At 72.9% G+C, this 11,774-nt stretch carries 12 protein-coding genes and 1 pseudogene; 7 read left to right on the top strand and 6 right to left on the bottom strand.

Annotated elements, in window-relative coordinates; genetic code table 11:
* The first annotated feature begins 1 nt into the window (after position 1).
* From ABZ990_RS25010 to ABZ990_RS24990, 5 genes are read left to right on the top strand one after another with little or no spacing between them, the layout of a single operon-like run.
* Positions 2-1,147 (top strand): hypothetical protein, encoded by a 1,146-nt coding sequence (locus tag ABZ990_RS25010; protein WP_361235688.1) that lies wholly within the window; start codon positions 2-4, stop codon positions 1,145-1,147.
* On the top strand, positions 1,144-1,896 hold the full coding sequence (locus ABZ990_RS25005) for a DUF6182 family protein (protein WP_361235685.1): 753 nt from the start codon (positions 1,144-1,146) through the stop codon (positions 1,894-1,896). Before ABZ990_RS25010 ends, ABZ990_RS25005 begins: the two co-directional genes overlap by 4 nt.
* 5 nt (positions 1,897-1,901) lie before the next feature.
* Positions 1,902-2,561, top strand: a complete 660-nt coding sequence (locus ABZ990_RS25000) for a LysR substrate-binding domain-containing protein (protein ID WP_361235682.1) — start codon at positions 1,902-1,904, stop codon at positions 2,559-2,561.
* A complete protein-coding gene (locus ABZ990_RS24995; protein ID WP_361235679.1) occupies positions 2,558-3,433 on the top strand; it encodes an alpha/beta hydrolase in 876 nt (291 codons plus the stop codon). The genes ABZ990_RS25000 and ABZ990_RS24995 overlap by 4 nt, the downstream gene beginning before the upstream one ends.
* Positions 3,427-4,287: a class I SAM-dependent methyltransferase gene (locus ABZ990_RS24990; protein ID WP_361235676.1), complete on the top strand. Its 861-nt coding sequence runs from the start codon at positions 3,427-3,429 to the stop codon at positions 4,285-4,287. The genes ABZ990_RS24995 and ABZ990_RS24990 overlap by 7 nt, the downstream gene beginning before the upstream one ends.
* Before the next feature lie 109 nt (positions 4,288-4,396).
* On the opposite strand, the gene ABZ990_RS24985 is transcribed toward ABZ990_RS24990, so the two are convergent.
* Positions 4,397-5,230 carry an SDR family NAD(P)-dependent oxidoreductase gene (locus ABZ990_RS24985; protein WP_361235673.1) on the bottom strand — a complete coding sequence of 278 codons (834 nt, stop codon included), beginning with the start codon at positions 5,228-5,230 and terminating at the stop codon, positions 4,397-4,399.
* A gap of 155 nt (positions 5,231-5,385) precedes the next feature.
* On the opposite strand from ABZ990_RS24985, the gene ABZ990_RS24980 reads away from it, so the two are divergent.
* Entirely contained in the window at positions 5,386-6,093 is a 708-nt protein-coding gene (locus tag ABZ990_RS24980; protein ID WP_361235671.1) for a TetR family transcriptional regulator, read from the top strand.
* Between the two features lie 37 nt (positions 6,094-6,130).
* Here the strand turns inward: ABZ990_RS24980 and ABZ990_RS24975 are convergent, their stop codons facing one another.
* The 5 genes from ABZ990_RS24975 to ABZ990_RS24955 form a co-directional block, all read right to left on the bottom strand.
* Positions 6,131-6,640 carry a hypothetical protein gene (locus tag ABZ990_RS24975; protein WP_361235816.1) on the bottom strand — a complete coding sequence of 170 codons (510 nt, stop codon included), beginning with the start codon at positions 6,638-6,640 and terminating at the stop codon, positions 6,131-6,133.
* A 161-nt stretch (positions 6,641-6,801) separates the two neighbouring features.
* Positions 6,802-7,974, bottom strand: coding sequence for an ROK family glucokinase (locus ABZ990_RS24970; protein ID WP_361235668.1), 1,173 nt, complete (start codon positions 7,972-7,974; stop codon positions 6,802-6,804).
* Between the two features lie 36 nt (positions 7,975-8,010).
* Entirely contained in the window at positions 8,011-8,850 is an 840-nt protein-coding gene (locus tag ABZ990_RS24965) for an ATP-binding cassette domain-containing protein (RefSeq protein ID WP_361235664.1), read from the bottom strand.
* Positions 8,847-9,905, bottom strand: coding sequence for an ABC transporter permease (locus ABZ990_RS24960; protein WP_361235662.1), 1,059 nt, complete (start codon positions 9,903-9,905; stop codon positions 8,847-8,849). Before ABZ990_RS24960 ends, ABZ990_RS24965 begins: the two co-directional genes overlap by 4 nt.
* Positions 9,902-10,921 (bottom strand): sugar ABC transporter substrate-binding protein, encoded by a 1,020-nt coding sequence (locus tag ABZ990_RS24955; RefSeq protein ID WP_361235659.1) that lies wholly within the window; start codon positions 10,919-10,921, stop codon positions 9,902-9,904. The genes ABZ990_RS24960 and ABZ990_RS24955 overlap by 4 nt, the downstream gene beginning before the upstream one ends.
* A 634-nt stretch (positions 10,922-11,555) precedes the next feature.
* On the opposite strand from ABZ990_RS24955, the pseudogene ABZ990_RS24950 reads away from it, so the two are divergent.
* Positions 11,556-11,774, top strand: a pseudogene (locus ABZ990_RS24950) (hypothetical protein); the annotation flags it as partial.

Genomic DNA, 11,774 nt, shown 5'->3' with positions numbered 1-11,774 from the left:
CGTGGCACTCGATCCGGAGCAGAGCGCGACGGGACGCCGGCGGGTCCTGGTGGCACCCGTCACCGTCACTCCGTCCAAGCCGCTGACCCCCAGTCATCTCAAGGGCCTGCTGTGGGCGGACGCGATGTCCCGGGCCACCGCCGCGGTGGCCGACGTCACCTTCCGCTACAGCCCGACGTCCTACCACCGCACGGAACAGACACTCGGCTTCTGGGAGTTCGTGGACCGCACCCAAGGCGACACGGACTACGCCGAGTTGTCGGCCGAACAGGTCGGGGAGCTGTACGTCCGCTACCGCGCGGCCGGCGAGCGGCCCTCGGCCGAGGCCCTGCGTCCGTACGCGGACGCGGTCGAGCAGGGCTGGGTCCATCCCTCCTCCGCCCGGGTGCTCGCCCTGTGGGCCGAGGAGTACGCGCGGCTGGGTCTGCGCGATCCGGGGCTGGAGCGCCATCAGCCTCCCCGGTTCGGACTCGACGAGATGGTGGAACGGCTGTGCGCCGCCGGACTCGGCATCGACCAGCGGAGCGCCGGAGGTCCGGTCTATCTGGACGCGACCCGGTACGGGCTGCCGCTGCGCCGGATCGTCACCTCCGACGGACGGCCCAACTACCTGGCCTGCGCGCTGCGTGAACTGCTGCCGCTGGCACCGGACTTCGATGAGGTGGTGTTGTTGTACGACCGTGAGCTGGATCCCGACTACCAACTCCTGGAACGGGTGTTCACGGCCTGCGGGACGGCGGTGCGACGGGTCCCGATCGGCCGTGTGCCGGTGGACGGCCGGATCCTCTCCGCGCGCCACGGCGGCTGGCAGGGACACACCGCCGGCGCGCTGCTCGACGCCGCCGAGCCCGGTCACTCGCCGTCCGCGCTGCGGCTCGGGATGCGGCTCTACTTCATCGCCGGTCTCGGCCCCGGCGAGAAACAGTCCTTCCGCAAGGACCTGTTGCACCACGCCATGGGGCGCGCCGAGCGTCTCCTGGACGGGGCGGCGGCGCGGGACGGCGGCTCCGCCGGGCCGCTGGCGGAGGCCGTCCGCCGGCACCGGCGCGACCACCTCTACGTGGATCCGTACCGGCTGACCTCCTCGCTGCTGGGGCGCGGCCGGCCGGCTCCCGATCCGGAACTGCTCACGGCGGTGTACCTGTGACCGGCCGGCGGCCGGCGGACGTGCTGTCGCCGGAGCTGCTGCTGGAGTCGGCGGCCCACCGGTTCGCGGCGTTCCGGCCGGACCTCGCCGCGCGCGCCGATCTGACCTCGCCCGCCGGACTGGTCCGGGCCCGGAAGCTGCTGACCGCCCACGAGGACCCGGACCCGGTGGTCGCCGTCTGCGTGATCCACCGCTTCTCCCTTCCCGACTGGCTGCGGGAGACATGTGCCTTCGCGCTGACGGTGGACGACGAACGCCGGGACGCCTGGCGCCGGACGTTCACCCGCACCCTCCATCTGGCCGGCAGTCCGGCCAACCTGGCCGGGCGGTTCCGCTTCGACCACGCGGCGGCCGACGGGTCCACCGCGTGGCTCGGTCCCGCGCCCACGTCCGAACTCACGGGTCTGCGGCTGCTGTTGCGCGGCTTCGAGGGCTCCCGCCCGCCCGCCGCCGCCTGCGGGGCGAGCGTCACGGTCCCGGGCGACGGGCACGCGGCGCGCCGCCCGGTCCACCGGGACCTGTACCTCGCGACCGCCGGCGTCACCCTCCAGGCCGCCGTCGTCCAGCTCCACCACCTGGTCGCCGAGGCCGTCCTCGACGGGCTGATCGGGCCCGGCGACCGGCTCACCCTGCGTCCTGTGCCCCGCCTGTCGGGGCTGCGCGAGCGCTTCGCGGCGTTGCGCGTCGACACCGATGTCCACCGGCCGGACGAGCTTCAGGCGTTCGCCGGACTCACCGAGGAGTGCTGACCTCCATGCCCCCTTCCCCCGCTCCCGCTCCCCCTTCTGCTTCCGCTCCCGTGGCGGCGCCGCTGCGCTTCGGCGTGCACGGCTCCTACCAGCTCGCCGCGGAACTGCTCGCCGCCGCCCGGCTGGATCCCGCCGCCACCGTCTTCGTCCCGTACGACGTGCGCGAGCCGTTCACCGGACTGCGCGCCGGCGAGATCGACGTGATGCTGGTGAAGTACGTCCCCAGCGAGCCCGACGACCTGGTGTTCAGCGCTCCGGTGGCCGAGGACGGGCGCGCGGTGATCGTCCGCTCGGGCCATCCGCTCGCAGGACGGGAATCGGTGTCGGTCGAGGAGGTCGCCGCGTACGACGGCTTCGCACGCCCCGGCGCGTTCCCCGCCTCCGTATGGGACGAGGTCGTGCCCCGGACGACTCCCGCCGGACGGCCGATCCGGCGGGTGCACCCGATGACGACGCCGGAGGAGATGGCCGGGATCCTGCGCGGCGGCGACGCCGTCCATCTCTCGTTCCGATCCCTCGCGGCGGCCGGGCTGCCCGGGATCGAGGTCGTCCCGGTGCACGACCTGGCACCCGCCCCGGTCCGCCTCGCCTGGCTGCGCCGGGCGGAACAGGCCCCTGCTCTGCGGAAGTTCCTCGACCGGGTGGAGCGGGAGGTCGCCGTATGAGCCGCCCCGACGGCACGGCCGTGGTCCTGCTGCACGCGCTGGCGCTCGACTCCGGCATGTGGCGGGAGACCGCCGCCGCGCTCACCGCGCGCGGCCGACGGGTCCTCCCGTTCGACCAGCGCGGCTTCGGCGGAACCCCCTTGGGCGAGGACCCGCCCTCCCTCGACACCGTGGCGGACGACGTCGTGCGCACCCTGGACCGCGAGGGCATCGACCGGGCCGTGCTGGCCGGTTGCTCGATGGGCGGGTATGTGGCACTGGCGGTGCTGCGCCGTCACCCGCACCGGGTGAGCGCCCTGGCCCTGTTCAACACGCGCGCGGCCGCCGACACACCGGAGACCGCCGCGGGCCGGCTCGCGTTCGCCGAGCGGATCGTCCGTGCGGACCTGCGCGAGAGCCTGATCGCCGCCACCACCCCCCTGTTGGTGGGCACGACCACGCGAGCCTCCCGCCCCGGGCTCGTGGCCTCGCTCCTCGACACGGTCCGAGGGGCGGACCCGGCCGCCGTGGCGTGGGCGCAGCGCGCGATCGCGGCGCGGCCCGACGAGCGGCCGGCGACCCCGGTCGGAGTGCCGGCGGTGGTCGTCGCGGGCGCGGAGGACGGTCTGGTCGGCCTCGCGGAATCGCGGGAGACCGCGGCGGCCCTCGGCGCCGGGGATCCGGTGGTGGTGGCGGACGCGGGACATCTGCTGCCAATGGAACGACCGGAGGCGGCAGCGGAGTTGATCGCCGCACTGATCGACCGCGTCGACGGGACGGCGCCGACCCCCGGACCGGGCACGGCCGGGGCGCACCAGACGCACGAGGACATCACGGAATCCGACCGGACCGCCTCGCGGGGCCGGTCCGAGGAAAGGGCGCGGGCATGCTGAAGGAGCAGCACCAGGCGTGGGGGTACACCACGTCCACGGGACTCGGCTTCACCCACGAGGAGATCGTCGACGCCCACTTCGCCGCCTGCGCCCCGCATTACCGCCGGGCCCTGGAGGAAGTCGGTGTGCGGCCGGGGTGGCGGGTGCTGGACGCGGGGTGCGGCACCGGCGCGTTTTTGCCCTGGCTCGCCGAACTCGTCGGCGACCGGGGGCGGGTCTCGGCGATCGATCTGGCGGCGGAGAACGTAGAGGTGTCGCGGCGGCGCGTGGCGGAGTCGGAGACGGCCGCCCTGGTCGACGTACGCCAGGGCGACCTTCTCGAACTCCCCTATCCTGACGACTCGTTCGACGCCGTCTGGTGTTCCAACACCACCCAGTACCTGGACGACGGGCAACTGGACGCGGCTCTCGCGGAGTTGCGGCGGGTGGTCCGGCCGGGCGGCCTGGTGGCGGTCAAGGATCTGGACGCCTCCCTGACCTCCGTACGCCCCGGCGATCCGTTCCTGCTCACGGACTTCTTCCGGCGGGCGGCGCTCTCCCCCGGGTACGCCCGCCAGTTGCTGCGCGCCCGCGACCTCCCCGGCCGGCTGGCCGACGCCGGTCTGACCGACGTACGCGACCGGACGATCCTGATCGAGCACCGCGCGCCGATGTCACCCGCGGTCCGCCGCTTCTACGGGGATGCCTGCGCCCGGCTCGCCGGGCAGGCGGTCGAACTCGGCATGGACGGCGACTGGTCCCCGCTGCTCGACCCGGAGGCCCCGGGGCATCCGCTGCTCGATCCGCGCGGATACGTCAGCGAGGGCAACACCGTCGCCGTCGGCGTGGTGCCGGGCGGTCCTGCCGCCGGGTGACCGACGGGGCGGGCGGTCCTGCCGCCGGGTGACCGACGGGGCGGGCGGTCCGGCTGCCGTCCGGACCGGCGAGGCGAGACCGTCCGCCCGTCGCCCGTCGCCGGGCGGCTCAGGCGCCGAGCAGTTCCTCGGTGACCCGCGCGAGCCGGGTCGCGTCCGCCCTGTTGAAGAGGACGGGATGATCGACCGGGATACGGCCACCCTCGACGAAGGCGCTGAGTGCCTCGGCGGGCGGCGCGTCGAGCAGGGCACTGATCGGGGCGACGGCCCGGGCGACCGGCTTGGCCGCCCGCTTCATGGCCTCGACCTGCCGCCGGGTGGCCGGGTCGTAGGCGCCGGCGAAGCCGGTGGCGGTGAGACCGGGATTGACCAGGACGTAGCGGGTCCGGCCGGTGGCGCCGCGGCGGGCGGCGTAGTCGACGGCGAGCAGGTCGTTGGCGGTCCCGGCCCGCATCTGGACGGTGATCCCGCTGTAGTCCCGGCGGGCGTGCAGGTCGTGCCAGGCGATGCCGGGCTTCTGGACGCCGGGCCCGGCCACGTTGACGATGACGGGCGCCTCGGCCTTCTCCAGGGCGTCGCTCAGCCCGTGGCCGAGCAGATAGCGGCTCAGATATTCGAGCGCGAAGGTGTTCTCGTACCCCTCGGCCGTCTCGTGGCGCTCCGAGCGGAAGTAGCGGGCGCACAGCACGAGCGCGTCGACGGCGGGGTGCGCGGCGGTGATCTCCTCGATCACCCTGCGGTTCTCGGAGACCAGGCCGAGATCGGCGCGGAGGAAGCGGGCCCGGTCGCCGGCGCCGCGGTCGGCGGCCTCCCGGAGTAACGCGCGCCCCTTCTCCTCGCCGCGGCCGAGCACGACCACCCGGTCTCCGCGCTCCAGCCGGTCGAGGGCGAGCCCTCGTCCGATTCCGTCGGTGCCGCCCGTGATCACCACGATCTTGGTCATGGCCCTGCTCCTCGCTCTCGTCCTCGTCCGGCTTCCCTTGCGAGCAGGGGAAGCCGGGAAAGCCAGGGGCGCACGCGTGCGTCCATCGCGTCCACCGCGCCCACGGCAAGTCATCGGTTGATGACATGCCTCACGCTAGGAGTCCCCGGGCTAGGATGTCAACGATCGATGACAACTCGGAGGTGACGGTGACTCAGCCCGTCCAGCCGCGCAAGCGCGACCGGGCCGCCACGCGCGCCGCCCTGCTCGCGGCCGCCCGTGCCAGGTTCGCCCTCGCGGGTTACGACGCCACGAGCGTGCGGGACATCGCGCGCGACGCGGGCGTCGACGCGACGCTGATCTTCCGCTACTTCGGCTCCAAGGAACGGCTCTTCGAGGAAGCCTCGCGCCTGGAGACCGGGACGCCCGACGCCGGGGCCGGGCCCGCCCCGAAGGACGTACCGACCCGGCTGTTGCACGCCGCCATGCGGCAGGCCGAGCCGGGCGCGGGCGCCGGTCACCCACTCACCACCCTGCTGGTCTCCTCGGGCCGCCCGGAGTGCCGGGAGCGGCTCAACGAGCAGCTGAGCGAGACGTACGCGCGCCATCTGGAACAGCTGGTCGACGCGCCCGACCGCGAACTGCGCGCCGAGCTGCTGACCGCACTGCTGGTGGGGATCAACGTGAGCCGGTCCATCGCCCACACCCCGGCGCTGTCCCGGTCCTGCGTCGAGGACATCACGCCCTACTTCGACCAGGTGGCGGCGCTGCTCCTCGGCTCCCCGGACCCCGTCGACGCCCCGCGGGCGCCCGCCGCACCGGCGTCCACCCCTCAGGAGGCTCCGAAGGCTTCGGGCACTTCGGAGACTTCGGAGTCCGGCTGATCCGCCGACGCTCGCCCCGCGAGCGCCGCCCCGCCGGTCAGGGCGAAGTCGTCGAGACCACGTAGACGCGCGGGAACGCCGGGTCCGTGAGGTCCACCGTGATGTCGCGGGTGGGGCGGGGCTCCTCGTTGGCGACCGAGGCACCGGCCCAGCGCTGGGTCGGCACGAAGTTCCAGCCGACGATGTCCGAGTCCCGTCCGCTCACGCTGACCCGGCCGGGCTTGAGCCCCGCACGGCTGCCGCCGCTGTCGGCCAGATAGGTGTCCAGACCGCCCGCCGTGGTCGTGAACTCGACGTACAGCCGGCTGGTCTTCCAGTTGCTGGTCTCGTAGTAGGCGACGCTCCATGCCTCCGCCGGGATCGGGACCTCGAAGACACGGCGCTTCATCTGGGAGGGCCAGTTGTCCTGGAGGCCGACCGGCGAGGACTCGCGCTCCTTGTCGATGCCGCTGTCACGGCTCTGGTTCGCCGAGATCACCAGATAACCGGCCGGGATGCCGATGAGCAGGACGATCGTGAGCAGGGTGAGGAAGCGGCGGCGGAGCATATGCCGCCGCTCCTCCGGAAGCCGCCCCTCGACCGGAAGGCGTCCGTCCGCCGGGGGCTGGACCGCCGACGCGGTGGCCGGGGTCCGGGGCGGCGACGAGGACGACGCCTGGTGGGGCACGGTGGTCCGCTGCCGGGACCCCGGGGACTGCCCGGGGGCGGTCATGAACGCGGGTCCTCGGTGGTGGCGCGGTCGGCGGCCGGGCCGCCGCGCAGGGCCTGGGTGTAGCGCCCGTACCGCTCGTAGCGCTCCACCCGGCGCCGGTTGGCGCGGCGGAAGCGGCGGGCGACCAGCCGGGCGAGGTCGGCGGCGCCGACCATGCCCGCCTCGGGGCCGAGCTGGGCGCGGGCGATCCGGGCCTCGGGGCGGTAGCCGCGGCCGGTGAGATGGCGGCGGAAGGCGTCCCGGGCCGGGACGATGAGCAGGTCGTCGGCGGCCGAGACACCGCCGCCGATCACGAAGCAGGACGGGTCGAGGGCGGCGGCAAGGTTGGCGAGGCCGACGCCGAGCCACTGGCCGATGTCCTGGAGCAGTTCGACGCACATGGCGTCGCCCTCGCGGGCCAGCTCGGTGATGAGCGGGCCGGTGATGTCGGGGACGTGGCCCTTGACCCGTTCGATGATCTCGTGCGCGACCGGGGAGTCGGCGGCGGCGAGCTCGCGGGCCTCGCGGACCAGGGCGTTGCCGGAGCTGTACTGCTCCCAGCAGCCCCGGTTGCCGCAGGGGCAGCGGTGGCCGCCGGGGACGACCTGCATATGCCCGAATTCGCCGGCGACCCCGTACTTGCCGCGCTTGACCTGGCCGTCCTCCAGGATCGCGCCGCCGATGCCGGTGCCGAGCGTGATCATGACGAGGTGGTCCTCGCCGCGCCCGGCGCCGAAGCGCCACTCGGCCCAGGCGGCGGTGTTGGCGTCGTTGTCCACCATGACGGGGACGGCGAGCCGGTCCTGGAGGGCGTCGCGCAGCGGCTCGTTGCGCCAGGCGAGGTGCGGGGCGAACAGCACCGTGGAGCGCTCGGCGTCGACCCAGCCGGCCGCGCCGATGCCGACGGCGTGCACGTCGTGCCGGTCGGAGAGGTCCAGGACCAGCTCGACGATGGTGTCCTCGACGACCTTGGGGCTCTTGGACTTGTCCGGCGTCTCGGTGCGGAGCTTCTCCAGGATGTTGCCGTCCGCGTCGACGACGCCGGCCATCACCTTCGTACCGCCGATGTCGATGCCGACGGTCGGCACCCGGGGCGCCGTCAGATGAGAGCGCCGTTCCCGGGTGCCCACGGTCCGCAGGACGGTGCCGCGGGCGGTGCCCCGGTGGGTGAGGTCGCGGTAGGTACTCATCGGGTCGATTCTGCCAGGTGGGGTGGAGGGGTCGCGTCAGGATCCGGAAGGGCCGGACGGCCGTTCCAGTTCGTGCCGCAGGTCCTCCAGCTCGGTGCCGCCCGCCATCTGGCGGGTCAACTCGTCCAGGGTGATGGAGCCCTTGGTGTGGCTGCCCGCCATGGCGCCGCGCTTGAGCAGCACGAACCGGTCGCCGACGAGGTAGGCGTGGTGCGGGTTGTGGGTGATCAGGACCACGCCGAGACCCTGGTCACGTGCGGCGGCCACATACTTCAGGACCACGCCGGACTGCTTCACACCGAGCGCGGCGGTCGGCTCGTCGAGGACGAGGACCTTGGCGCCGAAGTGGACGGCCCGGGCGATGGCCACGCACTGGCGTTCGCCGCCGGAGAGGGTGCCGATGGGCTGGTCGACGTCCCGCAGGTCGATGCCCATGCGCAGCAGGGCGGTACGGGTGGTCTCGCGCATCAGCGCCACGTCGAGGCGCTTGAAGGGGCCCGTGCCCCGGGTGGGCTCGGAGCCGAGGAAGAAGTTGCGCCAGACCGGCATCAGCGGGACGACGGCGAGGTCCTGGTAGACCGTGGCGATCCCCCGGTCGAGGGCGTCGCGCGGGTTGACGAGGGTGACCTCCTCGCCCTCGATGCGGAAGGTCCCGGCGTCGTGCCGGTGCAGCCCGGCGACGATCTTGATGAGGGTGGACTTGCCGGCGCCGTTGTCGCCGAGCACGCAGGAGATCTCCCCCGCGTTCACCTCCAGGGACACCCCTTCGAGGGCGCGGATGTTGCCGTAGTACTTGCTGACCGAGTCGAGCTCGACGAGCGGGGCGCCGGTGGCCCCGGCTCCGCCGGGTGCCTCGGGAGTCGGGGTCGTCGTCACTTGGTGGCCTCCACGCGCTTGCGGATCCAGGCATTGAGCAGGGTCGCGAGCAGCAGCATGGCGCCGAGGAAGAACTTGAACCAGTCCGGGTTCCACTCCGCGTACACGATGCCCTTGCTGGTCATGCCGAAGATGAACGCGCCGACGGCGGAGCCGATCGCGGAGCCGTAGCCGCCGGTGATCAGACAGCCGCCGATGACGGCCGCGATGATGTAGATCAGCTCGTTTCCGACGCCCTCGCCGGACTGGACGACGTCGAACGACATCAGCAGGTGCTGGCCGGAGATCCAGGCGCAGAAGGCCACGCCCATGTAGAGGCCGATCTTGGTCTTGAAGACCGGGACGCCGACCGCGCGGGCGGCGTCGGCGCCGCCGCCGACCGCGAAGATCCAGTTGCCGAAGCGGGTGCGCAGCAGGATCCAGGTGGCGAGCGCGACCAGGACGAACCACCACAGGATGGTGACGCGCAGCTCGACGCCGCCGACCGTGATGTGGGAGGCGAAGACCTTGCTCGCGGAGGAGAAGCCCTCCATGTCGGAGATCGACTTGGTGGAGACGGTGCCGCTGATCAGCTTGGTGAGACCGAGGTTCAGTCCGGTCAGCATGAGGAAGGTGCCGAGCGTGATGATGAAGCTCGGCAGCTTCGTACGGGTCAGCATGAAGCCGTTGAACGCGCCGATGGCGAGGGTGACGAGCAGCGAGACGCCGATGCCCACCCAGACGTTCGCGGTCATCTGGTAGCTGAACATCGAGGAGACCAGCGCCGAGGTGGTCACGAGGACACCGGCCGACAGGTCGAACTCGCCGCCGATCATCAGCAGCGCCACCGGGACGGCCATGATGCCGATGGTGGACGCCGCGTACAGCACGGTGCCGAGGCTGGTGGCGCGCAGGAAGCTGTCGGCGACCACCGAGAAGAAGACGAAGACGGCGATCGCGCCGACGACGGAGCCCAGCTCGGGGCGGGCCAGCAGCTTCTTCAGGGGCGAGGTGCGCAGCAGCCGCTCGTCGACGTGGTCGGCTCCGGCGGGCTCGGGTGGCGCGGCGGCGTTCATCGGGTACCCCGCTGGGTGTAGTCCATGAGCGCCGGGGCCTGCTCCTTGGTGATGATCTGCGGGCCGGTGAGGACCGGCTTGCCGCCGCCGAGAACGTTGGCGTTGTACTTGTACAGCCACAGCAGGTCGACGGCCTCGTAGCCCTGGAGGTAGGGCTGCTGGTCGACGGCGAAGCCGAGGGTGCCGGCTTCGAGGGCGGCGGCGACCTTGGCGTTGAGGTCGAAGGTGTCGATCTCGGCCTTGCTGCCGGCGGTCCTCTTCGCCTGGACGGCGGCGTCGGCGAACGGCGCGCCGAGCGTCACGACGGCGTCGATGGACGGGTCGGACTGGAGCTTGGCGAGGATGGACGCCTGGACGTCGGGCATGTTGGTGCCGTCGACGTACAGGTTCTGCATCCGGCCGTCGAAGGTCTTCGCGGCACCGGCGCAGCGCTGCTCGTGGCCGACGTTGCCCTGCTCGTGCAGGACGCACAGGGCCTTCTTGCGGCCCCGCTTGTCCAGCTCCTCGCCGACGGCCTCGCCGGCCACGGTCTCGTCCTGGCCGATGTGGGTGAGCGCGCCGAACGCCTTGGACGCCTCGGCTCCGGAGTTCACCGTGATCACCGGGATGCCGGCCTTGACGGCCTTCTCCACGGCGGTCTTCATCGCGTCGGGCTTGGCGAGGGTGACGATGAGGCCGTCGACCTTCTTGGCCACATACGAGTCGATGAGCTGGGCCTGCTGCTGGGCCTCGTCGCTATGCGCGTAGAGGAAGTTGATGTTGTCCTTGACGGCGGCCTGCTTGGAGCCGTTCTGGACGATGTCCCAGAAGGTGTCGCCATCGCCCGAGTGGGTGACCATGGCGAAGGTCCACCGGGGGGTGTTCACGGCCGCCCGCCCCTGGGCCGCGGCCGCCTTGCGGGCGTCCTCCGCTCGCTTGCCGCCGGTGCTGCTGCAGCCTGCGAGCGCGGCGGTCAGCGCCACCGCGAGCACGGCGCCGACGGCCGCGCGTACCCCTCCTGTACGAACCCTGGTCACGAAGCCGTGCCCTCCTTTGTGTCCTTCTGCGTGCATTGAAGTATCGGTCATGGGGGTCGCGCTGATCTTCAGCGGGGCCCTGCGGGTGTCCCGGGCGACCCCCTTCGGCCGTGCCGGGGCGGCGCTCATCCAGGGTCGCCCATGGCGAGCCGTTCGCGGGGACGCCGCCGGGAATGCCGGGGGAAAACCGGGGACGTACCCCAGGGGACGGCGGGCACAGCACGTACGGGTGACACGCCGGCCGCCCGGATACGACGGACGGGGACACCGGGCCCGGTGTGACACGCGCCACGGCGAACGGCGAACCCGGCGGTCCCCGGGAGTCGCCACGAGAGCGGGCCGCCGGGGTCCTCGGACGGACCGGGCGGCCCGGGCGGCGGATACGGGCCTGGCGGGGACACGGTCGGGAAGGTTAGCCCCGGGGGCGGAGTACGGGAAGACGCGGGCCCCGCGGACCCCGGTCCCGGACCGGACGGGTGTCGGACATGACGGGCGGTATGGGGGCGCACGGGACGGCCGGGAGCGGGCCGGGAGCGGGCGACCGGAGGAGCGATTCACCCCCTTCGACCCGCTGTCCTGTCATATGCCCGGGCATTTCCTTGACACCCGGGGTGATCCACACCACCTTGGGGCCATGCGGATCGGACTGATCGGAACGGGACGGATCGGCGCCTTCCACGCCGCGGCGCTGGCGCGGCATCCTCGGGTCGGGGCGCTGGTCCTCGCGGACGCCGACCCGGAGCGGGCCGCCGGGGTGGCGACCGACCGCCGACGAGGGTACGGGCCCGGTGTCGGGCCCGGCGTGGGCGTCGGTCAGCCGAGGATCGCGGGGATCTCCTGGACGCCGAACCAG

This window comes from Streptomyces sp. NPDC046203, from assembly GCF_040646255.1.
Classification (GTDB): domain Bacteria; phylum Actinomycetota; class Actinomycetes; order Streptomycetales; family Streptomycetaceae; genus Streptomyces.
Note: the sequence above shows the minus strand (reverse complement) of the source record. Positions and strands in the feature narration are given on the sequence as shown.

What these genes read in the sequence shown, in the direction of transcription:
- ABZ990_RS25000 (WP_361235682.1), top strand. Translation starts at nt 1,902, where the DNA reads ATGCCCCCTTCCCCCGCTCCCGCTCCCCCTTCTGCTTCCGCTCCCGTG.
- ABZ990_RS24990 (WP_361235676.1), top strand. Translation starts at nt 3,427, where the DNA reads ATGCTGAAGGAGCAGCACCAGGCGTGGGGGTACACCACGTCCACGGGA.
- ABZ990_RS24970 (WP_361235668.1), bottom strand. Translation starts at nt 7,974, where the DNA reads ATGAGTACCTACCGCGACCTCACCCACCGGGGCACCGCCCGCGGCACC.
- ABZ990_RS24985 (WP_361235673.1), bottom strand. Translation starts at nt 5,230, where the DNA reads ATGACCAAGATCGTGGTGATCACGGGCGGCACCGACGGAATCGGACGA.
- ABZ990_RS24975 (WP_361235816.1), bottom strand. Translation starts at nt 6,640, where the DNA reads ATGCTCCGCCGCCGCTTCCTCACCCTGCTCACGATCGTCCTGCTCATC.
- ABZ990_RS24980 (WP_361235671.1), top strand. Translation starts at nt 5,386, where the DNA reads ATGTCAACGATCGATGACAACTCGGAGGTGACGGTGACTCAGCCCGTC.
- ABZ990_RS24960 (WP_361235662.1), bottom strand. Translation starts at nt 9,905, where the DNA reads ATGAACGCCGCCGCGCCACCCGAGCCCGCCGGAGCCGACCACGTCGAC.
- ABZ990_RS24995 (WP_361235679.1), top strand. Translation starts at nt 2,558, where the DNA reads ATGAGCCGCCCCGACGGCACGGCCGTGGTCCTGCTGCACGCGCTGGCG.